The organism is Allobosea spartocytisi (assembly GCF_014764685.1).
Taxonomy (GTDB): Bacteria; Pseudomonadota; Alphaproteobacteria; order Rhizobiales; family Beijerinckiaceae; genus Allobosea; species Allobosea spartocytisi.
Map to the genome: position 1 here is coordinate 44,120 of NZ_JACXWY010000022.1, position 24,190 is coordinate 68,309.

Annotated in this window: 23 protein-coding genes; 10 read left to right on the top strand and 13 right to left on the bottom strand. The window is 67.8% G+C overall.

The genetic code is table 11. From position 1 onward, the window contains the following. Positions 1 to 35: 35 nt before the first annotated feature. Positions 36 to 1,307 (top strand): RNA polymerase sigma factor, encoded by a 1,272-nt coding sequence (locus tag IED13_RS23925; protein ID WP_191125681.1) that lies wholly within the window; start codon positions 36 to 38, stop codon positions 1,305 to 1,307. Here IED13_RS23925 and IED13_RS23930 read toward each other — a convergent pair. The 5 genes from IED13_RS23930 to pdxH all read right to left on the bottom strand — a co-directional run bounded on the left by IED13_RS23930 (position 1,304) and on the right by pdxH (position 4,115). After that, positions 1,304 to 1,573: a hypothetical protein gene (locus IED13_RS23930; protein WP_370954497.1), complete on the bottom strand. Its 270-nt coding sequence runs from the start codon at positions 1,571 to 1,573 to the stop codon at positions 1,304 to 1,306. The two genes, IED13_RS23925 and IED13_RS23930, sit on opposite strands and share 4 nt — an antisense overlap. A gap of 181 nt (positions 1,574 to 1,754) precedes the next feature. After that, the gene (locus tag IED13_RS23935) at positions 1,755 to 2,198 is read right to left on the bottom strand and encodes a TIGR02301 family protein (protein WP_260368426.1); all 444 of its coding nucleotides are present in this window, start codon (positions 2,196 to 2,198) and stop codon (positions 1,755 to 1,757) included. Further along, positions 2,195 to 2,674, bottom strand: a complete 480-nt coding sequence (locus tag IED13_RS23940; RefSeq protein WP_191125682.1) for an NUDIX hydrolase — start codon at positions 2,672 to 2,674, stop codon at positions 2,195 to 2,197. Before IED13_RS23940 ends, IED13_RS23935 begins: the two co-directional genes overlap by 4 nt. 16 nt (positions 2,675 to 2,690) lie before the next feature. After that, positions 2,691 to 3,467: an SDR family NAD(P)-dependent oxidoreductase gene (locus IED13_RS23945; RefSeq protein WP_248312745.1), complete on the bottom strand. Its 777-nt coding sequence runs from the start codon at positions 3,465 to 3,467 to the stop codon at positions 2,691 to 2,693. A 33-nt stretch (positions 3,468 to 3,500) separates the two neighbouring features. Then, complete coding sequence (pdxH, locus tag IED13_RS23950; protein WP_113253706.1) at positions 3,501 to 4,115, bottom strand: pyridoxamine 5'-phosphate oxidase; 615 nt, start codon at positions 4,113 to 4,115, stop codon at positions 3,501 to 3,503. Positions 4,116 to 4,238: 123 nt separating this feature from the next. On the opposite strand from pdxH, the gene IED13_RS23955 reads away from it, so the two are divergent. From IED13_RS23955 to fabI, 3 genes are all read left to right on the top strand, one after another. After that, positions 4,239 to 4,694, top strand: a complete 456-nt coding sequence (locus IED13_RS23955; protein WP_112764455.1) for an RT0821/Lpp0805 family surface protein — start codon at positions 4,239 to 4,241, stop codon at positions 4,692 to 4,694. A gap of 159 nt (positions 4,695 to 4,853) precedes the next feature. Next, positions 4,854 to 5,756, top strand: coding sequence for a DnaJ C-terminal domain-containing protein (locus IED13_RS23960; RefSeq protein ID WP_191125683.1), 903 nt, complete (start codon positions 4,854 to 4,856; stop codon positions 5,754 to 5,756). 150 nt (positions 5,757 to 5,906) lie between these two features. Continuing rightward, complete coding sequence (gene fabI, locus IED13_RS23965) at positions 5,907 to 6,746, top strand: enoyl-ACP reductase FabI (RefSeq protein WP_038359560.1); 840 nt, start codon at positions 5,907 to 5,909, stop codon at positions 6,744 to 6,746. A gap of 19 nt (positions 6,747 to 6,765) precedes the next feature. Here fabI and folK read toward each other — a convergent pair whose 3' ends face one another. Genes folK through folP form a run of 3 tightly spaced genes read right to left on the bottom strand, consistent with a single transcriptional unit; the run spans position 6,766 to position 8,484 of the window. Continuing rightward, positions 6,766 to 7,281, bottom strand: coding sequence for a 2-amino-4-hydroxy-6-hydroxymethyldihydropteridine diphosphokinase (gene folK, locus IED13_RS23970; protein WP_191125684.1), 516 nt, complete (start codon positions 7,279 to 7,281; stop codon positions 6,766 to 6,768). Then, positions 7,271 to 7,645: a dihydroneopterin aldolase gene (gene folB, locus IED13_RS23975; RefSeq protein ID WP_166653040.1), complete on the bottom strand. Its 375-nt coding sequence runs from the start codon at positions 7,643 to 7,645 to the stop codon at positions 7,271 to 7,273. The genes folK and folB overlap by 11 nt, the downstream gene beginning before the upstream one ends. Next, entirely contained in the window at positions 7,642 to 8,484 is an 843-nt protein-coding gene (gene folP / locus IED13_RS23980) for a dihydropteroate synthase (RefSeq protein ID WP_191125693.1), read from the bottom strand. The genes folB and folP overlap by 4 nt, the downstream gene beginning before the upstream one ends. Before the next feature lie 162 nt (positions 8,485 to 8,646). Here folP and IED13_RS23985 point away from each other — a divergent pair, with 162 nt between their 5' ends. The 4 genes from IED13_RS23985 (at position 8,647) to ribB (ending at position 16,169) form a co-directional block, all read left to right on the top strand. Continuing rightward, positions 8,647 to 9,243, top strand: coding sequence for a histidine phosphatase family protein (locus tag IED13_RS23985; protein WP_133564470.1), 597 nt, complete (start codon positions 8,647 to 8,649; stop codon positions 9,241 to 9,243). 235 nt (positions 9,244 to 9,478) lie between these two features. Next, positions 9,479 to 13,498: a Pls/PosA family non-ribosomal peptide synthetase gene (locus tag IED13_RS23990; protein ID WP_191125685.1), complete on the top strand. Its 4,020-nt coding sequence runs from the start codon at positions 9,479 to 9,481 to the stop codon at positions 13,496 to 13,498. Positions 13,499 to 13,568: 70 nt separating this feature from the next. Continuing rightward, positions 13,569 to 14,687, top strand: a complete 1,119-nt coding sequence (gene aroC / locus IED13_RS23995; RefSeq protein ID WP_191125686.1) for a chorismate synthase — start codon at positions 13,569 to 13,571, stop codon at positions 14,685 to 14,687. Between the two features lie 201 nt (positions 14,688 to 14,888). Then, the gene (ribB, locus tag IED13_RS24000; RefSeq protein ID WP_038359548.1) at positions 14,889 to 16,169 is read left to right on the top strand and encodes a 3,4-dihydroxy-2-butanone-4-phosphate synthase; all 1,281 of its coding nucleotides are present in this window, start codon (positions 14,889 to 14,891) and stop codon (positions 16,167 to 16,169) included. Between the two features lie 152 nt (positions 16,170 to 16,321). On the opposite strand, the gene IED13_RS24005 is transcribed toward ribB, so the two are convergent. Further along, positions 16,322 to 17,251 carry a histone deacetylase family protein gene (locus IED13_RS24005; RefSeq protein WP_191125687.1) on the bottom strand — a complete coding sequence of 310 codons (930 nt, stop codon included), beginning with the start codon at positions 17,249 to 17,251 and terminating at the stop codon, positions 16,322 to 16,324. A gap of 230 nt (positions 17,252 to 17,481) precedes the next feature. Here IED13_RS24005 and IED13_RS24010 point away from each other — a divergent pair, with 230 nt between their 5' ends. Next, on the top strand, positions 17,482 to 18,078 hold the full coding sequence (locus IED13_RS24010; protein WP_191125688.1) for a L,D-transpeptidase: 597 nt from the start codon (positions 17,482 to 17,484) through the stop codon (positions 18,076 to 18,078). A gap of 149 nt (positions 18,079 to 18,227) precedes the next feature. On the opposite strand, the gene IED13_RS24015 is transcribed toward IED13_RS24010, so the two are convergent. The 4 genes from IED13_RS24015 to IED13_RS24030 all read right to left on the bottom strand — a co-directional run bounded on the left by IED13_RS24015 (position 18,228) and on the right by IED13_RS24030 (position 22,147). Further along, positions 18,228 to 18,437 carry a hypothetical protein gene (locus IED13_RS24015; RefSeq protein WP_038359543.1) on the bottom strand — a complete coding sequence of 70 codons (210 nt, stop codon included), beginning with the start codon at positions 18,435 to 18,437 and terminating at the stop codon, positions 18,228 to 18,230. Positions 18,438 to 18,652: 215 nt separating this feature from the next. Next, positions 18,653 to 20,032, bottom strand: a complete 1,380-nt coding sequence (locus IED13_RS24020; protein WP_038359542.1) for an aspartate aminotransferase family protein — start codon at positions 20,030 to 20,032, stop codon at positions 18,653 to 18,655. A gap of 150 nt (positions 20,033 to 20,182) precedes the next feature. Continuing rightward, the gene (locus IED13_RS24025; RefSeq protein WP_191125689.1) at positions 20,183 to 21,646 is read right to left on the bottom strand and encodes an amidase; all 1,464 of its coding nucleotides are present in this window, start codon (positions 21,644 to 21,646) and stop codon (positions 20,183 to 20,185) included. A gap of 36 nt (positions 21,647 to 21,682) precedes the next feature. Continuing rightward, a complete protein-coding gene (locus IED13_RS24030; protein ID WP_038359540.1) occupies positions 21,683 to 22,147 on the bottom strand; it encodes a MarR family winged helix-turn-helix transcriptional regulator in 465 nt (154 codons plus the stop codon). Positions 22,148 to 22,351: 204 nt separating this feature from the next. On the opposite strand from IED13_RS24030, the gene IED13_RS24035 reads away from it, so the two are divergent. Further along, a complete protein-coding gene (locus IED13_RS24035; RefSeq protein WP_191125690.1) occupies positions 22,352 to 23,977 on the top strand; it encodes a long-chain-fatty-acid--CoA ligase in 1,626 nt (541 codons plus the stop codon). Positions 23,978 to 24,190 lie beyond the last annotated feature (213 nt).

The window sequence follows — 24,190 nt, forward strand, 5'->3', positions numbered from 1 at the left end:
CCATCGCAGGCTGCTGATGGTGTGTATCGCTTCCCATGTCGGCAAGCGATACACACCGCACCGTCGAGACGGTCTGGCGCATGGAGGCGCCCCGGCTGATCGCAGGCCTGGTGCGGCTGACGCGCGATATCGGCCGCGCCGAGGAGCTGGCGCAGGACGCGCTGGTCGCGGCGCTGAAGCAATGGCCGGAAGAGGGCGTTCCCCGCAATCCCGCCGCCTGGCTGATGCAGGTCGGCAAGCATCGCGCGCTCGATGCAGCCCGTCGCGAGGCGATGGCGCGGCGCAAGCAGGAAGAGCTCGGCCGCGATCTCGAAGACGACGGCCCGTCCATGCCCGATCTCGATGCGGCGCTGGATGACGAGGTCGGCGACGATCTGCTCCGGCTGATTTTCACAGCCTGCCATCCGGTGCTGTCGCAGGAGTCGCGGGTGGCGCTGACGCTTCGGCTCATCGGCGGCCTGACGACCGAGGAGATCGCGCGCGCCTTCCTCGTGCCGGAGCCGACGATGGCGCAGCGCATCGTGCGGGCCAAGAAGACGTTGAGCGATGCGAGAGTGCCGTATGAGGTGCCGGCCGGGGCGGAGCTCGGCGAGCGCCTCGCCTCGGTGCTGGAGGTCGTCTACCTGATCTTCAACGAGGGCTATGCCGCGACGTCCGGCGACGACTGGGTGCGCCCGGCATTGTGCGAGGAAGCGCTCAGGCTCGGGCGCATCATCGCGGCGCGGGCGCCGCAGGAGCCGGAGGTTCACGGGCTGGTGGCGCTGATGGAGCTGCAGGCCTCGCGGCTGCGGGCGCGGACCGGCCCGAACGGCGAGCCGATCCTGCTGCTCGACCAGAACCGCGCCCGCTGGGACCGGCTTCTGATCGGGCGCGGCCTTGCTGCGCTGGAGCAGGCACAGCGGCTCGCGGGAGCTTCGCCCGGCCCCTATCTGCTGCAGGCCGCGCTCGCCGCCTGCCATGCCCGCGCCCGTACGGCCGAGGAGACCGACTGGGCGCGAATCGCGGCGCTCTATGCGGTGCTCTCCCGTGTGGCGCCGTCGCCGATCGTGGAATTGAACCGGGCTGTCGCGGTCGCCATGGCGGAGGGGCCGGCGGCGGGGCTGGAGTTGGTCGAGGCGCTGGCGGCGGAGCCCGCGCTCAAGCGCTATCACCTGCTGCCGAGCGTGCGCGGCGATCTTCTGTCCAAGCTCGGCCGGCATCGGGAGGCGGCGGAGGCCTTCGAGCAGGCGGTCGCGCTGACTGGTAACGTCAAGGAGCAGGCGCTGATGGCGGAGCGGGCCGTGAAGGCGCGGGCGGCGGCTGGTTAGTGCCGCGTGCCGCTGGTGAAGGCGCCGCAGCGGACCTTCTCGGGCAGAGCCTCGGTGAAGACGGCGGTTGCCTCCTCGCCATAGGTCTCGACCAGGGTGCGCAGGGCCGCGAAGAGCGCGGCGTGGGCCATGGCGTCGGAATCCAGCCCATCCTGCTGGCCTTCGGCAAAGGCGTCCTCGACATAACCGTAGGCAACACGGCGAGCGTCGCCATGGTCCTCGGGGAGGTTCGGGTCGAGCATCGGGTCGTCTGAAAGGATCGACATCGAGACGGGACTCTGCTGCCTCTGGCTGGAGCGAATCGCGGCGGTTCTGCCCCGGATCGCGACGTTTGATGACGTTCCCGTCATAGGCCGTGCCAGAGCGGCACGCCAGCGTGGTGTTTAGGAAAGGTTAACGCGACCGCAAGAATTCCACCGAACATCGCATTCGTGCAACATCTGTTGCCTATCCGCCATAGCGCCCCGCGAGCATCCGCGAGAGCTGCTGGCCCTGGTCGGCGAGGCGGGAAGAGGCCTCCTGGCTGGCGTCGGTGCAGGTCCGGTGCGTCAGCGAATAGGCCTTGAAGCCGCGGTTGAAGGCGGCCGTCAAGCGGTCCCGCCGCTGCGGCGTGCGGCCTTCGGCGTCGATCAGGGCCGCCATGCGATCGCGCCAGTCCTGAGCCTCCTTGCCGCCGCAGAGCGTGCGCAGATAGGCGAGCGAGCCCATGATCTCGGCAAGCTGGAGGAGCTGCGGCTCGTAGGGCGGACCATCCGGCTCCGGCGGCACGGGCTCGGCCGGTTTCGCGCCCTGTGCGGGTTTTGCTGCCGGAGCGGCGGGGCGCTGCTGGGCGAGAGCCGCCACGGGCGCGACGGCGAGCAGCATGGCGAGCGCGGCGGCGAGCGCTCTCACACCGAGGCTCCCCCGGTGAACAGCTTGTGGGCGCGGCGCAGCACCTCGCCAAGCTCGCGCGTGGTGGCGAGACCGCCGAGGCTCAGCGGATCGGCCCACATCACCGCGCCGGCCTCCGGCCCCGGACGCGGCTCGCCGGAGAGCCATTCGCCGATGAAGGAGGCGACGACGAAATGATGCGTGACGTCGCCCCTGGCATCGCGGCCGAAGATCTCGACATGGCGGTTGAAGCCGAGGATGCGGGCGGTGACACCGACCTCTTCCTCGAGCTCCCGCAAAGCTGCTTCCTCGAGCGTCTCTCCGGCCTCGACCTTGCCGCCGGGCAGGGACCAGAGCCGGTCGGCCGGAGGCTTGGTGCGGGTCGCCAGCAGCACCTTGCCGTCGCGGAAGACCGCGACGGAGGCGGCCAGAACCGGTCGCGCCGGCGCCTTGCCGACCGCCGGGAAGCGGATGACCTGGCCGTCCCCCGCCGTCATCGGGCGCGGCTCCAGCTCAAACGTGCTGCCCGCCATTGATGTGCAACTCCGAGCCGGTGACGTAGCTCGATGCATCCGTGCAGAGGAAGTAGATCGCCTTGGCGACCTCTTCTGTCTTGCCGAGCCGTTTCATCGGCAAGGTCGCGACGATCTTTTCCGTGCCCGGCGAGAGGATGGCGGTGTCGATCTCGCCCGGCGAGATCGAGTTCACCCGGATCCCGAACGGCCCGAAATCGGCGGCCATCTCGCGGGTCAGGCTGGCGAGCGCGGCCTTGGAGGTGGCGTAGGCAGCGCCGGCGAAGGGGTGGACGCGCGATCCGGCGATCGAGGTGACGTTCACGATCGCCCCCTTCGCGGCAGTCAATTCGTCCAGGAGCCCGCGCGCCAGCATGATCGGCGCGAAGAAATTGACCTGGAAGACCTGGTGCCAGTCGTTGAAGGAGGTGGTGGCGGCGCCCAGCCGCTCGCCCTTCGCCCCCTTCGGCGAGATGCCGGCATTGTTGACGAGCGCGTTGAGCTTGCCGCCCTCGGCGGCGAGGCGCTTCTTGATCTCGGCGATGCCGCGCATCGTGTCCTCGGGATCGCCGAGATCGATCTGGATGTGGTCGTCGGCCCCCGACGGCCAGGGGCATTTCTCGGAAAAGGCCTGACGCGAGCAGGACAGGATGCGCCAGCCCGCCATGGCGAACTGCATCACGGTGGCATGGCCGATGCCCCGGCTCGCGCCGGTCAGCAGCATGACCGGGCGCTTGCCCGCTTCAGTCTGGGGAAAGTCGAATTTCGGCATCGCCATGGGTCTTGAGTCCTCAAGTGCAGAGGCGTGTCTTCAGGGGTAGAAGCGCGTCTTGGTCCAGGGCTCGGATGGCGAGGCCCGGCGGAAGATGATGCGGTCGTGCAAGCGGAAGGCCCCGTCGCGCCAGAACTCGATATAGACCGGGGTGATGCGAAAGCCACGCCAATAAGGCGGGCGCGGAATCTCGCCGACGCCGAATTTGAGCGCATAGCTCGCGACGGCCTTCTCCAGTGCGAAGCGGCTCTCCAGCGGGCGCGACTGCTGCGAGGCCCAGGCTCCGATTCGGCTGTCGCGCGGGCGGGACCGGAAATAGGCGTCCGATTCGGCATCGGTGACGAGCGCGACCGTGCCGCGGATGCGGATCTGCCGGCGCAGGCTCTTCCAATGGAAGAGAGCCGCGGCCTTGGGCTGGCCGAGTAGTTCCTCGCCCTTCTGGCTCTCGGTATTGGTGTAGAACACGAAGCCGTCCGGCCCATGCCCCTTGAGCAGAACCATGCGGCTGTTGGGCATTCCATCGCTGTCCACGGTGGAGAGCGCCATGCCGGTCGGATCATTGGGCTCGGACTTCACCGCCTCGTCCAACCAGCTCTGAAACAGCGCGAAAGGCTCGTTTTCCTCGGTGAAGTCACCGCTCGTTAACGGTTGCACAGTCTAATCCTCAGCAATTGGAAGTGGGCGTTGGGCGAGCGCAAAGTGATCCGGTTTCGGGCGGCTGATTTATATAGGGCAGGGGCGGAGGCGTTCCAAAGCCTTCCTCGCTGCGTGGCGCCCATGCGCTCATGCGTCGCTGCCGTCGCGTTGGGGCTGCTGGCCGCCGGCTGCTCGGTGTCCTTCCCGATCCTGGGCCTGTCGAGCAAGAGCGAGGACGAGGTCGCGACGACCTCCGCCATCCTGCCGAGCCGGGGGCCGGACAAGGCCGCCGGGCTGGGCACCCTCGCCAGCGAGCTCGGCCCCGAGGATCTGCGCCGGGCGGATGGCGCCATGTCGGTCGCGCTCGACCCGCAGGGCAATGGCGCCGCCGTCTCCTGGGACAATCCGCAAACCGGCATCAAGGGCTCCTTCGTGCCCGTCGGCGGCCCGTTCCTGCGCGCCGACGAAATCTGCCGGGCCTTCATCGCCAGCGTCCAGACGCAGACCCGGCCGCTCAAGCTGCAAGGCACCGCCTGCCGCCCCTCGGGCGGAGATTGGGCGGTCAAGGACATGGAGCCCTGGAAGGGGCTGGGCTAGAGCATCCGCCCGGGCCATTCGCCTCGGCCGGTAAGGCGGGAGCGGAAGCGTATCCCGCACGATGTTGCGTACGGGCCACACCATCCCCAGATAAGGCGTAGCGGACGGCTTGCCGGCAGACGGGGCCGTCCTAGTCTTGCGTGGAAACGAGGTTTTTGGATGCGCGATCCGTATCAGGTTCTGGGCGTCGCCCGCGGCGCGAGCGATGCGGAGATCAAGAAGGCTTTCCGTCGCCGCGCCAAGGAGCTGCACCCGGACGCGAACCGGGACGATCCGAAGGCGCAGGACAGGTTCGCCGAGCTGAACACGGCCTATGAGGTGCTGGGCGACGAGACCAAGCGCAAGCAGTTCGACCGCGGCGAGATCGACGGCGAGGGCAAGCCGAAATTCCAGGGCTTCGAGGGGATGGGCGCTGGCCGTGGCGGCCGGGCCGGCGGCTTCGAGTTCAATTTCGGCCAGGGCGCGCCTTTCGGCCGTGGTGGCGACGCCGGATTCGATGCCTCCGACATCTTCTCCTCGCTCTTCGGCGAGGCCGGCCGGCGCGCGCGCGGCAAGGCCGAGCCGCAGAAGCCGCCGGAGCAGAGCTTCACGCTCGAGGTGACGCTGGCTCAGGCGGTCAGCGGCGCCACGCGCCGGGTCAAGCTGCCGGGCGGGCGCGAGGTCGAGATCACCATTCCCGAAGGAGTGAGCGACGGCAAGGTCATGCGCCTGCGCGGGCTCGGCCAGACCGATCCCTATTCCGGCGAGACCGGCGACGTACTGATGACCATCAAGGTCAAGCCCGATCCGCGCTTCACCATCGACGGCCAGGATCTGCGCACGCGCGTCGCCGTGCCGCTGGCCCAGGCCGTGCTAGGCGGGCCGCTGCACGTGCCGACCCTGACCGGCGCTGTGGAAATGACCATTCCGCCGATGACCGGCACGACCAAGCAGTTCCGGCTGCGCGGCAAGGGCCTGAAGGGCGAGAAAGGCGCCGCCGGCGACCTCTTCGTCGCCATCGACATCGAGATGCCGGCGAGCGATGCGGAGCTCTCCGCATTGATGAAGGCGCGCGCCGAGTAACGAGCCGCCAGCCGAAGAAACGGGCCGGGGCGAGGCCCGGTTCGGCCTCGCGGGGCTGCAATCCAGGCGTGGGGACAGCGTTCAAAAGCGGTTTCCACTTCCCCGCGACTGTTCTAAGAGACCTGCTCCTCGTTCATCTGCGGGTCCCCCATGCCTGATTCCAACGCCGTTTCGCCGACCGCCAATCTCCTCAAGGGCAAGCGCGGCCTCGTGATGGGCGTCGCGAACAACCGGTCCATCGCCTGGGGCATCGCCAAGGCAGCGGCGGACGCGGGCGCGGAACTCGCCTTCACCTATCAGGGCGATGCGCTGAAGAAGCGGGTCGAGCCGCTCGCCAAGGAGCTCGGTGGCCATGTCGTCGGCCATTGCGACGTCACCGACGGCGCCACGATCGACGCGGTCTTCGCCGAGGTCGAGAAGCTCTGGGGCAAGCTCGATTTCGTCGTCCACTGCATCGCCTTCTCGGACAAGGACGAGTTGACCGGCCGCTATGTCGAGACCACCGAGGCGAATTTCTCCAAGTCGCTGCTGATCTCCTGCTATTCCTTCACGGCGATCACCCAGCGCGCCGAGAAGCTGATGCCGGATGGCGGCTCGCTGCTGACGCTGACCTATTACGGCGCCGAGAAGTGGATGCCGCATTACAACGTCATGGGCATCGCGAAGGCAGCGCTGGAATCGAGCGTGCAGTATCTCGCCGCCGATCTCGGCCCCTCGAAGATCCGCGTCAACGCGATCTCGGCCGGGCCGATCAAGACGCTGGCTGCCTCCGGCATTGGCGATTTCCGCTACATCCTGCGCTGGAACGAATACAACTCCCCGCTGCGCCGCACGGTGACCATCGAGGAGGTCGGCGAGACCGCGGTGTTCCTCGTCTCGGACATGTCGCGCGGCATCACCGGCGAGATCATGCATGTCGACGCCGGCTACCATGTCGTCGGCATGAAGGTGCCGACCGCGCCGGACATCTCGCTCGACAAGGGCGAGTGAACCGGAAGGCCGCCGGCCTCTATTGCGCCAGCAATCTCTTCAACCGATCCGTCGCGGCATCGTCGCGGCGGATCGTTTCGTCTGCGATCGCCTCCAGCAAAGCCGCGACCGTTCGCCCGCCGATCAGCTTGGCCGGCAGGATCTGCGCCAGCGGCGCCAGCACGAAGGCACGCTCGGCGATGCGCGGATGGGGGATCTGGAGGCCGGGCCGGTCGATTGCCGTCTCGCCATAGGTCAGGATGTCGATGTCGAGCGTGCGGGGCCCCCAGCGCTCACGGCGCTCGCGGCCGCCGGCGCGTTCCAGCTCGAGGCACAGCGCGAGCAGGTCGTCGGCGGTCAGCGTCGTCTCGATCCGCGCCGCCATGTTGAGGAACTCCGGCTGGTCGATCTTGCCCCAGGGCGGGGTGCGATAGACGGCAGAGAGCTGCCCGAGCCTGACGGCCGGATGCCGGCGCAAGGCGATCAGCGCCGCGGCGAAGGCTGCGACGGGATCGCCGAGATTGCCGCCGAAGGCGAGCGAGGACTCAGTCGCCACGCCGGAAGCTCAGCTTGACGCCGACCGCGCCCAGCGTCGCCGGGATGGGCGGGGCGGGCTTGCGCAGGGTGACCTCGACGCCCGCGACGGGGGCGAAGGCCTCGAACAGGGCGAGCGCGACGGCGCGCGCGGCGCCCTCCAGCAGATGATAGCGCCGGGCCGTGAAGGCCTCGCTGACGATGGCGACGGCGCGGCCGTAATCGACCGTATCGGCAAGGCGGTCGCTCAGCGCGGCGGCGCGCAGGTCGACATCGAGCACGAGGTCGAGGACGAAGCGCTGGCCGAGCCGCTCCTCTTCCGAGAAGAAGCCGTGATAGGCGTAGATATCGAGCTGCTCGATCAGGATGCGGCCGGTCTCGCTCACGGGATCACCTTCGTTTCGTCCGCGATGGCGGCCCAGACCTTGAGCGCGTCGACATGCGGCGCGACGTCATGGACGCGCAGGATGGCGGCGCCGCGGCTGGCGCCGTAGAGATGGGCGGAGAGCGTGGCGGCCAGCCGCTCGGCCGGGACCTTGCGGCCGGTGACGAGGCCCAGCGTCGATTTGCGCGAAGCACCGAGCAGAATCGGGCAGCCGAGCACGTTGAGCCGGTCGAGCTCGCGGATCAGGTCGAGGTTCTGGCGCGGCGTCTTGCCGAAGCCGATGCCGGGATCGACGACGATCTGGCTGCGCGGCACGCCGGCGGCGGTGGCGATGGCGATGGAGCCTTCGAGGAAGCCGATCACCTCGTCGAAGATATCGAGGGATCCATCGACCGTGTCGCGGTTGTGCATCAGCACCATCGGGGCTGCGGCCCGTGCCGCGACCTCGGCGATGCGCGGATCGCGCCGGCAACCCCAGACGTCGTTGACGATGGAGGCGCCGGCGGCGAGCGCGGCCTCGGCGACCTCCGCCTTGTAGCTGTCGATCGAGAGCGGCACGGCGCTACGGGCCTTCAGCCCGGCGATGACGGGGAGCACGCGGGCAAGCTCCGTCGCGGCATCGACGGTTTCGTGGCCGGGCCTGGTCGATTCGCCGCCGATATCGACGATCGCCGCGCCTTCTTCGGCCAGCCGCAGACCGTGCGCCACCCCCGCCTCGGCGCTGCCGAGCAAGCCGCCATCCGAGAAGGAATCCGGCGTGACGTTGACGATGCCCATCAGCAGGGGCCCCGCGTCGAGCGCGAGGCGGCGGCCATCGGGGAGAGTGAGGGCAGGAGGCATGGCGGTCCGCGAATTCGGAGCCATGAGGCTCACCTGCCGCCTATACACAGCCTGTTGCCGATCGGCCACCCAAAGCGACGGATCGTCGCGATCGGCCCTGCGCATGGCCGATGGGCGCATTAGGCTTTTGACCTCCCCCGGCGAGGCGTGCAGAAGCCGGGCATGATCCCGCTCTCGCTTCCGCACCGGCTCATTCTCGTCCGCCATGGCGAGACCGACTGGAATCGCGAGGGGCGGCTGCAGGGCGGGCAGGACATCCCGCTCAACGCGCTCGGGCGCGAGCAGGCGGCGGAGGCGGCCGGGCGGCTCAAGGCGCTGGAGCCGGGCTTCGCGACGCTCGACTATATCTGCTCGCCGATGGAGCGGGCGCGGGAGACGATGGACATCCTGCGCCGCGATCTCGGCCTGCCGGCGGGAGAATACCGCGTCGATCCGCGATTGAAGGAACTCACCTTCGGGGCGTGGGAAGGTTTCACCTGGCGCGATATCCGCAAGGCCGAGCGCGAGCAGGCGCATCTGCGCGAGCGCGACAAATGGAGCTTCGTGCCGCCGGGCGGGGAGAGCTACCGGATGCTGGCGGAGCGGGTGCGGCCTGTGCTGGAGGAGTTGCAGCGCGAGACGGTGATCGTCAGCCACGGCGGGGTGGCGCGGGCGGTGCTGGCTCTCGTCGGCGCGGTCTCGCCGCTGAAGGCGTCCATGGTCGAGATCTGGCAGGGCAAGCTGCTCGTCGTCGAGGGCAGCAAGGCCGAGTGGCTCTGAGCCTCGGCTTTACCGCGCCGGCATTCATCACCGGTTCACGGATGATCTGGCACGAGGAATGTGCTAGCAGGGCGCGCGGAGCGGCGGCTTGCCCGGCCGGGGGGCTCGACCGGATAGCGCGGTCATCGGAGCGTCGATTCCGGGTTTGTTTAAAGGTGCGTGGCAAGGTGCGAATGAAGGATGCGGGAGCCGCGCTTCCCGCCCTCCATCCGGGCTTTGAGCGCAGCGGGGCGCCATGAACGATTTGAGCAAGCTGTCGGTGGCGACGGATGCCGCGGCGAATCCACTCGCGATGCTGGCCGGCGAGAAGCGTCCGGAGCTGCTGCGCGATGAAGTGCTCGCCGAGATCTTCGCGGCGACGGTCGCGTCGCGCGCCGAGCATCCCGCCCTGGTCGATGGTGCCCGTCAGCTGAGCTATGCCGAGGTCTGGGCGGCTGCCGGCCGGCAGGCGCGCGGGCTCCACCTCGCAGGGGTCGGGCCGGGCGACATGGTCGGCCTGTGGATGCCGCGCGGCATCGACCTGCTGATCGCGCAGATCGCGATCACGCGCGCGGGCGCGGCCTGGGTGCCGTTCGACGCCGAGGCGCCGGTCGAACGCATCGCGACCTGCCTGAACGACGCACAGGCCAAGGGCATCGTCACCTGCGGCGGCTGGGCCGTCCGCGCCGAGGACACCGGCCGCACGATCTGGACGCCCGATGCGCTTGCCGCGGGCGCCGACGGGGTCGAGCCGCCGGCACGCGCCGCCGGGCTGACCAAGGACCACCCCGCCTATCTGATCTACACCTCGGGCTCGACGGGCACGCCGAAGGCGATCGTCATCAGCCACCGCAACATCTGCCATTTCCTGCGCTCGGGGAACGCGTTCTACGGCATCGGCCCCGACGACGTGGTCTTCCAGGGCGCTTCCGTCGCCTTCGACCTGTCGATGGAGGAGATCTGGACGCCCTATCTCGTCGGCGCGACGCTGTTCGTGGCCTCGCCGGAGATGATGGGCGATGCCGAGAAGCTGCCGGGGCTGCTGGAGCAGGCCGGCGTCACCGTCATCGACACGGTGCCGACGCTGCTCGGCATCCTGCCCTCCGACGTGCCGTCGCTGCGCCTCATCCTGCTCGGTGGCGAGGCGCTGCCGCCGGCGATCGTGCAGAAATGGTCGCGGCCGGGCCGGCGCATTCTCAACACCTACGGCCCCACCGAGGCCACGGTCGTCGCCACCGCCGCCGAGGTCGTGCCGGGCGAGACGGTCACCATCGGCCGGCCGATCCCGAACTACACGGCCTATGTCGTCAGCGAGGGCCTGCACCTCGTCCAGCCGGGCGAGCAGGGCGAATTGCTGATCGGCGGCCCCGGCGTGGCCAAGGGCTATCACGGCCGTCCGGAGCTGACCGCCGAGAAGTTCATCGCGAATCCGTTCTCCGGCGTCGCCGGCTCCGACGATCCGATCCTCTATCGCTCGGGCGACGCGGTCAGCCTCGATGCCGACGGCAATATCGTCTTCCACGGCCGCATCGACGACCAGATCAAGATCCGCGGTTTCCGCGTCGAGCTTGGCGAGATCGAATCCAAGCTCGCCGACGAGCCCGGCGTAGCGCAGGCGGCTGTCGTGCTGCGCACGGATGACGGCATCGAGCGGCTGGTCGCCTTCGTCGTGCCGGAGCCGGGCATCGCGGTCGATGGGCCGGCGCTCAGGGCCGCGCTGCGCGAGAAGCTGCCGCCCTATATGGTGCCGGCGCATTTCGAGGCCGTCGGCTCGCTGCCGCGCATGGTTTCCGGCAAGGTCGACCGCAAGATGCTGAAGGCGGCGCCGCTCACGGCGCCCAGCGCCGATGGCGAGCAGGAGCCGCCGCGCAACGCCACTGAAGCCGCCCTGCTGGACGCGGCCAAGCGCGTGCTCGGCGCGGCGAGCCTGCCGCTGGAGGCGGATTTCTTCGTCGATCTCGGCGGGCATTCGCTGCTCGCCGCCCGCTTCATCTCGATCGTGCGCGAGACGCCGGCCTATGCCGGCATCACGTTGCAGGATGTCTACGGTGCCCGCACGCTGCGTGCGATGGCCGGGCTCCTCGACGAGCGCGGCGCGGCGGTGAGCGAAGACCTCTCCTTCACGCCGCCGCCCTTCCTGCGCCGCTTCCTCTGCGGGCTGGCGCAGGCGGCGGTGCTGCCGGTCATCATCGGGCTCTCCACCGCGCAATGGCTCGGCGTCTTCGTCACCTACATGATCGTGTCGGGCGAGGATCTGTCGCTGCTCGGTCAGATCGGCGCGCTGCTCGGCATCTATGTCGCGATCATCGTCGTGACCGGGCTCATCGCCATCGCGCTGAAATGGATCGTGCTCGGGCGCACCAAGCCCGGCGTCTATCCGCTCTGGGGTGTCTATTATTTCCGCTGGTGGTTCGCGGCGCGCGTCGCCGGGCTTGTCCATATCAAATGGCTGCAGGGCTCGCCGGTGATGCGCTTCTACTGGCGCCTGCTCGGCGCCAAGGTCGGGCGCGACGTCATCCTCTCCGATTACGAGGCCGGCGCCATCGACCTGATCGAGATCGGCGAGGGCTCGACCTTCGGCACCAAGACCACCTTCGCCAATGGCGAGGCGATCGGCGACAAGCTGGTGATCGGCCGCATCACCATCGGCACGGACGTCTCGGCCGGCGCCTCCGTCGTGTTCGGCCATGGCGCGGTGATCGGCGACCATGCCGAGATCGCCGATCTCACCGCCATCGCGCCCGGCACCCATGTCGGCGCGGCCGAGATCTGGGACGGTTCGCCCGGCCGCAAGACCGGCATGGTCGATGTCGCCGCATTGCCGCCGCAGGCGCAGGCCTCGTCGGGGCGGCGGGCGCTGATGACGGCCTTCTACATCTTCATGCTGATCGTGCTCCCGCCGGTCAGCCTGCTGCCGATCTTCCCGGCCTTCTGGCTGTTCGACAAGATCGACTACTGGATCGCCGGCTGGACCGACATCAGTTATCTCTGGTTCCTGCCGATCCTGACCTGGCCGACCGCGATCGGCCTCATCGCCTTCACCGTGCTGATGATCGCGGCGCTACGCTGGGCGATCCTGCCGCGGGTGACGAGCGGCTCCTATTCGATCCATTCCGGCTTCTACGCCCGCAAATGGACGGTGGCGCTGGCCACCGAGGTGACGCTGGAGACGCTGTCGTCGCTCTTCGCCACCATCTATATGCGGGCCTGGTACCGGCTGATGGGCGCGCGGATCGGGAGCGGGGCGGAAATCTCGACCAACCTCTCCGGCCGCTACGACGTGACCGGCATCGGCGCCGGCAATTTCATCGCCGACGAGGTCGTGTTCGGCGACGAGGAGATGCGGCGCGGCTATATGCGCCTCGACGAGACGCGCACGGGCGAGCAGGTCTTCGTCGGCAACGATGCCGTCGTGCCGCCGGGCGCCGTCATTCCGGACCGCGTGCTGATTGGCATCAAGTCGAAGCCGCCGGCGAACGACAGGATGCAGCCCGGCGATACCTGGTTCGGTTCGCCGCCGATCAAGCTGCCGACGCGCCAGAAGGTCGATCTCGGGGCCGACTGGACCTACAAGCCGTCCTTCGCCAAGCAGTTCGGGCGCGGCGTCTTCGAGGCGCTGCACACCTCCTTCCCCTCGATGCTGTTCATCACCTTCGGCACCATCGCGGTCGACATGGTGCTGCAGCAGAAGATCAACGAGGGCGACTGGCTCGGCCTCGTCACCTCTTTCATGGGCGTCGCCGTCGTCATCGCGCTGGTGCAGGCAGTGATCTGCGCAGGCGTCAAATGGCTGATGATGGGCGTCTACAAGCCGGTGATGAAGCCGATGTGGTCCTGGTGGGCGATGCGCACCGAGGCGGTCGCGGTGATGTATTGGGGTCTCGGCGGCAAGGTGCTGTTCGACTATCTGCGCGGCACGCCGTTCCTGCCCTGGTTCCTGATGCTGTTCGGCGCGAAATACGGCAAGGGCGTCTGGCTCGACTCGACGGATATCACCGAGTTCGACTGCATCAAGGTCGGCGACTTCTGCACGGTCAATGCTCATTCTGCGCTGCAGACACATCTCTACGAGGACCGGGTGATGAAGGTCGGCCGGGTCAGGCTCGGCAAGGGCGTCTGCGTTGGCGCCGGCGCGACCGTGCTCTACGACACCCATGTCGGCGACTACGCCCAGATCGGCCTGCTCACCGTGATCATGAAGGGCGAGAACCTGCCGGCGCATACGCGCTGGGAGGGAGCGCCTGCGGTGCCGGCGAAGGCGGCGGCGGGGCATTGAGCCGCTCGCTTCGTTTGACCATGGGTCCCGGCACGGACTAAGACCCTGCGCAGATTTCGCGCAGGCTCCCATGTCGCATAACAGCTTCGGCCATCTCTTCCGTGTCACCACCTTCGGCGAGAGCCATGGGCCAGCCATCGGCTGCGTCGTCGATGGCTGCCCGCCGCTGATTCCGCTGACGGAAGCCGATATCCAGGGTGATCTCGACCGGCGCCGGCCCGGCCAGTCGCGCTTCACGACGCAGCGCCAGGAGCCGGACCAGGTCCGCATTGTCTCGGGCGTCTTCGCGCGTGAGAGCGACGGCGTGCAGGTGACGACGGGCACCTCGATCGGGCTGATGATCGACAATGTCGACCAGCGCTCGAAGGATTATTCCGACATCAAGGACAAGTACCGGCCCGGTCACGCCGACTACACCTATGACGTCAAATACGGCATCCGCGACTATCGCGGCGGCGGTCGCTCCTCGGCGCGCGAGACGGCGATGCGCGTCGCGGCCGGCGCCATCGCCCGCAAGGTCGTGCCGGGCATGGTGGTGCGCGGCGCCCTCGTGCAGATGGGGCCGCACAAGATCGACCGCGCCAATTGGGATTGGGAGGAGGTCGGCCGCAACCCGTTCTTCTGCCCGGACGCAAAGGCCGCCGCCTTCTTTGAGAGCTATCTCGACGGCATCCGCAAATCCGGCTCCTCGATCGGCGCCGTGCTGGAGATCGTGGCGGAAGGCGTGCCGGCAGGGCTGGGCGCGCCGATCTACGCCAAGCTCGATTCCGAGATCGCGGCCGCGCTGATGAGCATCAACGCGGTGAAGGGCGTCGAGATCGGCGAAGGCTTCGGCGCCGCCGAACTCTCCGGCGAGGAGAATGCCGACGAGATGCGCGCCGGCAATGACGGGCGCCCGCTCTTTCTCTCCAACCATGCCGGCGGCATCCTCGGGGGCATCTCGACCGGCCAGCCGATCGTGGCGCGTTTTGCCGTGAAGCCGACCTCCTCGATTCTGGCGACGCGCGCGACCGTGACGCGGACCGGCGGCGAGGCCGAGATGTTCACCAAGGGGCGCCACGACCCCTGCGTCGGCATCCGCGCCGTGCCGGTGGGCGAGGCGATGGTCGCCTGCGTGCTGGCGGACCACTATCTGCGCCACCGCGCGCAGGTCGGCGTGGTCGAGCCGCGCTGGCCGTTTCAGGAATGACATCGCCGTCATTCTCGGGCGAAGCGAAGCGCAGACCCGAGAATCTCTGGCCGAAAGGGGCTCTGGTACGAGAGCCTTCCTCGTCATGAGATGCTCGGGGCAAGCCCGAGCATGACGCGGCGGAGAACTTGCATTTCAGCAATACTGAAAATGCAGCACTCATTCATTGCAGATGAAGCGTCGGCGTATTAGCTTGCCGGCATGAAGCTCGACGCCTGGCTCCGGCAGAACAAGATCGCGCGCAGCGCCTTTGCCAAGCAGGTCGGCCTGTCGCCGGCCAGCGTGACGGCGCTGTGCAACGATCCGGCTGCCTGGATCTCGCGGGAAAGCGCCGAGCGTATCGCCGCCGTCACGGGCGGCTCCGTTACCCCCAATGATTTCCTCGGCCTGTCCGGGCCGCGCGAGGCTGCCATGTTCAACAATGTCACCGAGACCATCGAAGCCTTCGCCCGCGGCGAGATCGTCATCGTCACCGATGACGACGATCGCGAGAATGAGGGCGATCTCATCGTCGCAGCCTCGCTCTGCACGCCGGAGAAGATGGCCTTCATCATCCGCAACACCTGCGGCATCGTCTGCGCGCCGCTGACGGCGAGCGAGGCGCGGCGCCTGCGGCTCGATCCGATGGTCTCCTCGAACGACGCGCCGCTTGGCACCGCCTTCACCATCACGGTCGACGTCAAGCATGGGCTGACCACTGGCATCTCGGCCGAGCAGCGCACCAACACGGTTCGCGCGCTTGCCAATGGCAATATGGGCGCCGCCGATTTCGTTCGGCCCGGCCATGTCTTCCCGCTGATCGCCAAGGATGGCGGCGTGCTGATGCGTTCGGGCCATACCGAAGCCGCCGTCGATCTGTGCAAGCTCGCCGACCTGCCGCAGGTCGGCGTGATCTGCGAGCTCGCCAATGACGACGGCACGGTGATGAAGGGCGCGCAGATCGCCGCCTTCGCGCAGAAGCACGGCCTCAAGCAGATCACGGTCGCCGATCTGATCGCCTATCGGCAGTTGCGCGAAAAGCTGGTCGAGCGGGTGCATTCCTTCCCGGTCAAGACCGCGTTCGGCGAGATGACCGGCCATGTCTACATCACGCCCTTCGACGACACGCAGCATTTCGCCTTCGTGATGGGCAAGCTCGGCGATGGTGAGAAGGTGCCGGCGCGGCTGCATCGCGCCGATGTCGTCGCCGATGTGCTGGGGGGCGCGAGCTCGATCCAGTGCGCATTGCGGCGCTTCCAGCAGGACGGGCGGGGCGTGCTGATCTATCTGCGCGACGGCACCGCCGGCGTGCCGATCAAGAGCGTCGAAGAGGAAGGCTCGGACGCGCTGCGCAGCCAGCAATGGCGCGAGGTGGGCCTCGGCGCGCAGATCCTGCGCGATCTCGGCGTCGCCTCGATCGTCAACCTCGCCTCCTCGCCGCGCTCCTTCGTGGGTCTGAGCGGTTTCGGTATCGAGATCGCGGATACGCAGCCGTTGGAGTGAAAGCGCGCAGCCATTTTGGCGGTCATGCCCGGGCTTGACCCGGGCATCTCGAGACGATGGCCCCTGTATCAGAGTCTCTTCCGGACAGAGATTCTCAGGCCCGCTCCGCGGCCCGAGAATGGCGGCCGGAGGCTGCTGGTTGGGGAGCCTCGTCAGCTCCCCATTAGCGCGCCGACATGCGCGGCCGTTGATGTCGCCAGGCCTTCGAGGTCGTAGCCGCCTTCCAGGATGGAGACGAGACGTCCGTTCGCGTGCTGGTCGGCGAAATCCATCAGCTTCTGCGTCGCCCAGGCGAAATCGCCCTCGCGCAGGTTGATGTTGGCGAGCGGGTCGCGCCAATGCGCGTCGAAGCCGGCAGAGACGATGACGAGATCGGGCCGGAAGGCCTCGATCCGCGGCAGGATCGCGACCTCGAAGGCCTCGCGGAATTGATCCGAACCGTCGCCGGGCGCGAGCGCGGCATTGACGATGGTGCCGTGGCTGCCGCGCTCGGATGGGGCACCGGTGCCGGGATAGAGCGGCATCTCGTGCGAGGAGGCATAGAGCACGCTGGCATCGTCCCAGAAGATGTCCTGCGTGCCGTTGCCGTGGTGAACGTCCCAGTCGACGATGGCGACGCGTTCGGCGCCATGGACCTTCTGCGCGTGCCGGGCCGCGATCGCCGCACTGTTGAAGAAGCAGAAGCCCATGGCGCGCTCGCGCTCGGCATGGTGGCCGGGCGGGCGCATGGCGCTGAAGGCGTTGCGCGCCTTGCCCGACATCACCTCGTCTACCGCCATGACGGCGCCGCCGACGCCGCGCAGGGCCGCCTCGACCGTGCCGGGCGACATGGTCGTGTCGGCGTCGAGCTGGACGAAGCCCTCCTGCGGGGAGGCGTCGAGGATCGCCTGCACATAGGCCGGCGGGTGGCAGAGCGCCACTTGATCGATCGTGCCGAGTGGCGCCTCGAGGCGAATCAGCGGCGCGAATCGCTCGGCTTCGAGGGCGCGCTCGATCGCCCGCAGCCGGTCGGGCCGTTCGGGGTGGCCCGGGGGCATGGCATGGAGCAGGCTGGCGGGGTGGGTGATGAGGAGGGTCGTCAAAGGTCTCTATCCGGTGGCGGCGCCATTCAAGCGCAAAACCGTGACCACTTTGCCACGTTCATCGCTGTTGCGGCCGCCATGTCCGGAACAAGATTGCGCCATGCCCGTTTGGAGCCTAGTTCTGCGCGCGACCATCGCTCCCTGCGCCTTGCAGGCCAAGCATCGGCGATACGAAGCGTTAACGTTTGATTCATCATAAAGGCTGCCTGCGGGTCGCTCGGGTGGGGACTATGAAGAAGACCGTTTTCGTTGCCTTGGCGCTGTCGGCCCTTCTGGGTGCCTGCCAGTACAAGAGCGTCGCCGCTCCGGAGCTCTCCGCCCGCGATGCCGAATATATCGCGCTGGTTCCGAAGTTCGACACCTATCTCCCCTATCTCCCCTACGAGATCAGCGATCCGACCGGCCAGCCGCCCGGCACGATCTACATCGATACCAAGGAAAAGTTCCTCTATCTCGTGCTGCCGAACAAGAAGGCGATCCGCTACGGCGTCGCCACCGGCGACGAGGCTTATGGCTGGACCGGAGAGGCCGTGGTGCAGCGCAAGGCCGAGTGGCCGCGCTGGACGCCGCCGGCCGAAATGGTCAAGCGCTGGCCGCATCTGAAGCCGGTGGCGGGCGGCATGACCGGCGGGCCGGAAAATCCGCTCGGCGCGCGCGCGCTCTATCTCTACCAGAACGGCCACGACACGCTCTATCGCATCCACGGCACCAACGAGCCGGAGACGATCGGCCGTTCGGCCTCCTCCGGCTGCATCCGGATGCGCAATATCGACGTGATCGATTTGTTCAACCGCGTTCCGGTCGGCGCCAAGGTGGTCGTGATCTGACGCTCCGCGGCGATCGCATTTTCGATGGCGGGTGCCGGTGGCGCCCGCCATTTTTGTTTTCAGCTCCTGCCGAACAGAAAAAGACCGGCGGGAGAGGCTCCGCGCCGGTCAGTTTATTGGGTCAAAAGAGAGTCTCGAAACAGGAGGTCTCAGTCGTCGAAACCGTGGCGAAGGACGCCGGGCAACTCTGCCCTGCGCTCATCATCCAACTTCCTCAACGCAGGTGAGCTCTGCCGGGTTCCGGCCGCAACGGCCTGAATCGCGATCGGGCGGAAACGCGATGCATAGGTCTCACGGGCGGAGGCGTCGTGAAAGCCCTTGCGAGATTGGGTCTGGGAACGCGCGTCGAGGTGAATCATGGCTCCTGACTTCACTGATGGTCCGATGTCGAAAGGCTTTCGCCTGCCGACACAAGGGAGCCTGATGCGGGATCGGGACGGCGGCGGGGCGCGATCGTGATCCATTCAAGGCAATTTGTGCCGGCTCATCACATTCGGCCATATTGCTGAACGAATCGGAAAGGGCCGGGCGCCTGGCGCCCGGCCCTTTGCTGTTTGTCGCAGTGCCCGAGTCGTCAGGCCGCCAGCAGCCCTTCGCCCTTGGCCCAGGCCAGGGTCTTGTCGAGGGCACGCTCGCAGCGGTCGAACATCTCGTTGATCTCCGCCTCGGAGATGACGAGCGGCGGGCAGAAGGCGAGACGGTCGCCCATGGCGCGGGTGATCAGGCCTTCCTGCAGCGCGAAGGAGACGGCCTTGGCGCCGACGCCCTTCTTGACCTCGAAGGAGGCCTTGGTCTGCTTGTCCTTGACCAGCTCGGCGCCACCGATCAGGCCGACGCCGCGCGCCTCGCCGACGAGGGGATGCTCGGCGAGCTTGTCGAGGCGGCGCAGGAAGGTCGGAGCGACCTTGGCGACGTGGTCGACGATCTTTTCGCGCTGGTAGATTTCCAGCGTCTTCACCGCGACGGCGCAGCCGACCGGGTGACCGGCATAGGTGTTGCCGTGGCCGAAGGTGCCGATCTTGCGGCTCTGATCGACGAGAACGTCATAGATCTTGTCGTTCATCATCACGGCGCTGAGCGGGAAATAGGCCGAGGTGATCTGCTTGGCGAGCGAGATCGAGTCGGCCGCCATGCCGTAGGTCTCGGTGCCGAACATCTTGCCGGTGCGGCCGAAGCCGGTGATGACCTCGTCCGAGATGAAGAGGATGTCGTATTTGGCGAGGACGGCGTTGACCTTCTCGAAATAGCCCTCCGGCGGGATGATCGCGCCGCCGGCGCCCATCACCGGCTCGGCGATGAAGGCGGCGACCGTATCCGGCCCCTCGCGCAGGATCATCTCTTCCAACTCGGCGGCGAGGCGCGAGGAGAAGTCCTGCTCGCTCTCGCCGGGCTCGGCGAAGCGGTAATGGTGCGGGCAGGAGGTGTGCAGGATGCCGGGCAGCGGCAGGTCGAAATCGATATGGTTGTTCGGCAGGCCGGTCAGCGAGGCCGAGGCGACCGTGACGCCGTGATAGCCCTTCAGCCGCGAGATGATCTTCTTCTTCTGCGGGCGGCCGAGCGCGTTGTTGAGATACCAGACGATCTTGACCTGGGTGTCGTTCGCGTCCGAGCCGGAGGCGCCGTAGAACACCTTGGAGATCGGAACCGGAGCGATCTCCTTCAGCTTCTCGGCCAGCTCGATTGCCGGGTCATGGCTGCGGCCGCCGAAGATGTGCGTGAAGGGCAGCTTCTTCATCTGCTCGTAGGCGGTCTCGATCAGCTCCTGGTTGGAGTAGCCGAGCGAGGTGCACCAGAGCCCCGCCATGCCCTCGATATATTCCTTGCCGGTCGAATCGTAGACGTAGATGCCCTTGCCGCTTTCCAGCACCAGCGGGCCGTTCTCGCGGTGGGTCGCGAGATTGGTGTAGGGATGGACGAGGGTCTCGATGTCCCTGACGGCGACGTTCGACAACATGATGGGGCTCCCGGTCCCTGTTGAGAATACTTGCCACCATACGCCTGAATGTCCGCAAATGTTGAGCGATTTCGGCGCAGGGGACCGCAGACTCTGCTGCAATGCGCCCGGCGGCGTAAAGGCCTGCCGCGCCGGCGCGTGAACCGCGCCTCAGCGCGCGAGCGGTGGCGGGGTGAAGCGGCTTCCGGCCTCTTCCAGCATCGCGCCGACGGCGATCGCGGTCCGGTCCTGCCCGAAGGGCGCGATGATCTGGACGCCGAGGGGCAGGCCCTCACGCGATTGCATGACCGGCGCGCAGAGCGCCGGCAGGTCGGCGCCGGTGGCGGGTGCGGCCCAGAGCAGGAAATCGAGATAGGGGCGCGGCTCTCCGTTCACGATCAGGCGGCGGGCATGGATGTCCGGGCCGTGATCATGCGGGATCGCGGCGACGGGGGCAGGCGGGCAGAGCACGACATCGTAGCGCGTGAAGAAGCGGGCCCATTGCCGCTTCTGGGCCAGACGGCGCTGGGCGAGCTGGTGATAAAGGCCGGGCGTCATCCGGGCGCCGCGCGCCTGCAGCGCCTGATGCGAGAGATCGCCCGGGCTGAAGCGCGAGGCCTGCGCCTGGATGCGGGCGCGCACCTTCGGCGGCAGGCCATAGGCGACGACGGCGTGGTTCAGCAGCGCGTAGACCTCGAAGGCGTCGGCAAGGCTGACCGAGGGGCGGGCCGCCTCGTCGATGACGGCGCCGGCTTCTGCCAATCGGCGAGCAGCCTCGCGCACGGCCTCGGAAACCTCCCGGTCGACCGGCGCGAAGGAATCCTCGGCCCAGAGCGCGACACGCAGGCCCTTGGCGCTTCGGGCTCGCGGCTCCGGCAGGGGCGGGCAGGCAAGCGCGACGTTACGCGGACCGGCGATCACCGGCAGGATGAGGTCGAGGTCCTCGGCCGCGCGCGTGATCGGCCCTGCGACCATCAGATCGACATTGCGCGCGGTGCGCCGTTCGGGCGGTGGCGGGATCGCACCCCAGGTCGAGACCAGCCCCCAGCTCGTCTTCAGGCCGAAGACGCCGCAAGCATGGGCCGGCCAGCGGATCGAACTGCCGAGGTCGGAGCCGAGCTCGAAGGCGCTCATGCCGGTCGCGACCGCGACCGCCGCGCCGCCGGAGGAGCCGCCGGGAGAGCGGGCCTCGTCCCAGGGGTTGTTCGTCACGCCATGGGCGGGATTGTAGCTCTGGAAATCGCCGGAGAAGACCGGGACATTGGTCTTGCCGATGATGACGGCGCCGGCGGCGCGCAGCCTTGCGACTGCCGCGGCATCCTCGGTCGGGACGCGCTCGCGATAGGCCGGCAGACCGCCGGAGGAGGGCAGGCCGGCGACGTCGAAGGCGTCCTTGATCGTGATCGGCAGGCCCTCGAGCGGGCGCGCGGAGCCGGCGACGATGCGGGCGTCGGAAGCCTTGGCCATGGCGCGGGCCGCCTCGCGATCCTCAGCCACCACGGCATTGAGGCGCGGATTCAGCGCGTCGATGCGGGCGAGGCTCGCCTCCAGCAAATCGGCGGCGCTGAAGCGCTGGGCCAGAAGCGCCTTGCGCAACGCGGTCGCGGATGTGGTCAGGTCGATGGTGGCAGGCACGGCAGCAACCTCACGCGGCATCCTCGGGGCGTATCGTCAGGGAGCATCCGCGGCGCGGGCGAGATCGCGCCAGAGCACGATGAGGCGGTCGAGCTCGGAGAGTTCTTGCGGCGCGAGCTTGCCCAGCGTGCTCGCGACGAAATCGCGCTGGATGGCGATCCCCCTCTCGGCGAGGCGGCGGCCTTCCGGCGTCAGGTGCATGGCGTAGGAGCGCCGATCGCCGGCGATGGCGCGGCGCTCGACCAGTCCGGCCTGCACCAGCCGGTCGACCAGGCCGGAGACATTGCCCTTGGTGACGTAGAGCCGTTCGGCCAGCTCGCTCTGGCTGATGCCTTCCTGTTCGGTCAGCGTCGAGAGCAGGTCGAATTGCGGAATCGAAAGGCCGATGGTGCGGATGCGCGCCGTGATCTGCGTCAGCATGCGCTGATGCAGCCGCATGACGCGGAACCAGACGCGGTCGGCCTCGGACGAGGCTTGCGGCACGGGCTTGGTCGCTGACAAAAAAGCATACCCCGACGAATGACGGATCAGACCTAAACCATCTCGACCGGTCAGGCGAGATCGCCATGCGTCTTACCTTACGCAAAGTGGGGGGCACGCTCCTGGGTGCTGCACCGGACCGGGCGTCCGAAGGGCTCACTTCACTTTCCGTGGAAGCCGTCGCTATCCTGCCGGCAAAACAGATGACGCCCGGGAGAAACGACCATGCTCGGCCTGATGCAGAACTGGCCCCTTCTGCTCCATCGCATCATCGACCATGCCGCCATCCAGCACGGCACGCGCGAGGTCGTCACCCGCGCGGTCGAGGACGGGACGCTCCGGCGCCGTCCCTATGCCGAGATCAGGAGCCGCGCGCTGCGGGTGGCCAAGCGCCTGCAGCGCGAAGGCATCGGGATCGGCGACCGCGTGGCGACGCTGGCCTGGAACAGCGACCGCCATCTCGAGCTCTGGTATGGCATCAGCGGCATTGGCGCGATCACTCACACGGTCAATCCGCGGCTGTTCCCGGAGCAGATCGCCTGGATCGTGAGCCATGCCGAGGACCGGCTGATGTTCCTCGACCTGACCTTCGTGCCGATGATCGAGGCGATTCAGGAGAAGCTGCCCAGCATTGCGCGCTTCATCATCCTCACCGATGCGGCTCACATGCAGCCATGCACGCTCAGGGGCGCGGTCCCCTATGAGGAGTGGCTGGCCGAGGCCGACGATGATTTCGCCTGGGCGGATTTCGACGAGAATACGGCGGCCGGGCTCTGCTACACCTCGGGCACGACCGGCGGGCCGAAGGGCGTGCTCTATTCGCACCGCTCGAATGTGCTGCACGCGCTGGCCTGCGCCGCGCCGGATTATATGGGGCTGTCGTCGCGCGACACGGTGATGCCGGTGGTGCCGCTCTTCCATGCCAATAGCTGGTCGCTGGCCTATTCGGCGCCGATGACCGGGGCCAAGCTGGTGATGCCGGGCGCCAAGCTCGACGGTCCCTCGCTGCACCAATTGCTGGAGGATGAGGGCGTGACCATGACGGCGGCGGTGCCGACGGTCTGGCTCGGGCTTTTGCAGCATCTGGAGGGGACGAACGGCAAGCTTTCGACGCTGAAGCGCGTCGTCATCGGCGGTTCGGCCTGCCCGCGCGCGATGACGGAAGCCTTCGAGCGCAAATACGGCGTCACCGTCGCCCATGCCTGGGGCATGACCGAGATGAGCCCGCTCGGGTCGTTCTGCTCGGTCAAACCGGTCTATCAGGAGCTCGAGGGCGAGAAGCTCTACGATCTCAAGGTCAAGCAGGGCCATCCGCCCTTCACGGTGGAGTTCCGCCTCACCGACGATGCCGGGCGGGACCTGCCCTGGGACGGCAAGACCTTCGGCCGGCTGAAGGTGCGCGGCCCGGCCGTGGCCGGCGCCTATTTCAAGCGCGATGAGGAGATCCTCGACGATCTCGGCTTCTTCGACACCGGCGATGTCGCCACCGTCGATCCCGCTGGCTACATGCAGATCACCGACCGCTCGAAGGACGTGATCAAATCCGGCGGCGAGTGGATCTCCTCGATCGATCTGGAAAACCTCGCCGTCGGCCATCCCGACGTGGCGGAGGCGGCGGTGATCGGCGTCGCCCATCCGAAATGGGACGAGCGGCCGCTGCTGGTGATCGTGCCGAAGGCGGGCCGCACGCCGAGCAAGGACGAGATGCTCGCCTTCATGACCGGCAAGATCGCGAAATGGTGGCTGCCGGACGATGTCGTGCTGGTCGAGGCCATTCCGCATACCGCCACCGGCAAGATCCAGAAGACGGCGCTGCGCGAGATGTTCAAGGATTACCGGCTGCCGGGGTGACAGGGAGAGGCCGCAACGCAAAACGGCGCCCTTTCGGGCGCTGTGTCGTTATCGTGGATGTAATGCGGCTAGGCCGCGTCTGAGGTCCTCAGAACTCTTCCCATCCGGTGTCGATGGCGCGGCCATTGGCGACCTTGCGGGGGGCTGGGGCGGTCCGGGACTGGACGAAGGCGGCCTCGGCGAGCTGGCGCAGCCGCGCCGGCTCGGGCGCGG

Excerpts from the sequence above, each read along its gene's own strand:
- IED13_RS24015 (WP_038359543.1), bottom strand. The coding sequence starts at position 18,437 with ATGATTCACCTCGACGCGCGTTCCCAGACCCAATCTCGCAAGGGCTTT.
- folP (WP_191125693.1), bottom strand. The coding sequence starts at position 8,484 with ATGCCTCCTGCCCTCACTCTCCCCGATGGCCGCCGCCTCGCGCTCGAC.
- IED13_RS23925 (WP_191125681.1), top strand. The coding sequence starts at position 36 with ATGTCGGCAAGCGATACACACCGCACCGTCGAGACGGTCTGGCGCATG.
- fabI (WP_038359560.1), top strand. The coding sequence starts at position 5,907 with ATGCCTGATTCCAACGCCGTTTCGCCGACCGCCAATCTCCTCAAGGGC.
- IED13_RS24010 (WP_191125688.1), top strand. The coding sequence starts at position 17,482 with ATGAAGAAGACCGTTTTCGTTGCCTTGGCGCTGTCGGCCCTTCTGGGT.
- IED13_RS24020 (WP_038359542.1), bottom strand. The coding sequence starts at position 20,032 with ATGTTGTCGAACGTCGCCGTCAGGGACATCGAGACCCTCGTCCATCCC.
- IED13_RS23990 (WP_191125685.1), top strand. The coding sequence starts at position 9,479 with ATGAACGATTTGAGCAAGCTGTCGGTGGCGACGGATGCCGCGGCGAAT.
- IED13_RS23930 (WP_370954497.1), bottom strand. The coding sequence starts at position 1,573 with ATGTCGATCCTTTCAGACGACCCGATGCTCGACCCGAACCTCCCCGAG.
- IED13_RS23945 (WP_248312745.1), bottom strand. The coding sequence starts at position 3,467 with ATGGCGATGCCGAAATTCGACTTTCCCCAGACTGAAGCGGGCAAGCGC.
- IED13_RS24035 (WP_191125690.1), top strand. The coding sequence starts at position 22,352 with ATGCTCGGCCTGATGCAGAACTGGCCCCTTCTGCTCCATCGCATCATC.
- ribB (WP_038359548.1), top strand. The coding sequence starts at position 14,889 with ATGAAGCTCGACGCCTGGCTCCGGCAGAACAAGATCGCGCGCAGCGCC.
- IED13_RS23940 (WP_191125682.1), bottom strand. The coding sequence starts at position 2,674 with ATGACGGCGGGGGACGGCCAGGTCATCCGCTTCCCGGCGGTCGGCAAG.
- IED13_RS23985 (WP_133564470.1), top strand. The coding sequence starts at position 8,647 with ATGATCCCGCTCTCGCTTCCGCACCGGCTCATTCTCGTCCGCCATGGC.
- IED13_RS23955 (WP_112764455.1), top strand. The coding sequence starts at position 4,239 with ATGCGCTCATGCGTCGCTGCCGTCGCGTTGGGGCTGCTGGCCGCCGGC.
- IED13_RS23960 (WP_191125683.1), top strand. The coding sequence starts at position 4,854 with ATGCGCGATCCGTATCAGGTTCTGGGCGTCGCCCGCGGCGCGAGCGAT.
- aroC (WP_191125686.1), top strand. The coding sequence starts at position 13,569 with ATGTCGCATAACAGCTTCGGCCATCTCTTCCGTGTCACCACCTTCGGC.